This is a genomic window from Pseudoalteromonas sp. P1-25, from assembly GCF_001401805.1.
Lineage (GTDB): Bacteria > Pseudomonadota > Gammaproteobacteria > Enterobacterales > Alteromonadaceae > Pseudoalteromonas.
The window spans coordinates 1-290 of the sequence record NZ_LKDW01000121.1 but is presented as its reverse complement, the minus strand read 5'-3'; the positions used below and the strand labels follow the sequence as shown (position 1 = coordinate 290).

Annotated in this window: 1 protein-coding gene; it reads right to left on the bottom strand. The window is 49.7% G+C overall.

All coding sequences use genetic code 11. The annotated features are described in order from the left end of the window. On the bottom strand, positions 1-290 hold a 290-nt coding region (locus AN393_RS20320), incomplete at both ends, for an Ig-like domain-containing protein (RefSeq protein WP_161804178.1).

Below are 290 nucleotides of genomic sequence, written 5' to 3'. Positions count from 1 at the left end.
ATAACCATGGCGGCGCTTTCGCCGTTGCCATTAATCACGCCGTCGGCTGTTTTATCAATGCTAGTTGTAATAACTGCGGTGTTATCAAGTTCTACGCTATCTTGCGCGTTTACAGGGTTACCCGCTAAATCTGACACGCTTGCTGTAGCGGTGAGTGTGCCGTCGCTTAGTGCGCTTGCATCAATCGGATCGGTAACATACTCACCGTTTTGTACAAGTGCCGTGGTTTCAACTTGGTTTGTGCCATCACTGATGATCACCGTCACGGTTTGACCGTCTTCCACATCGCT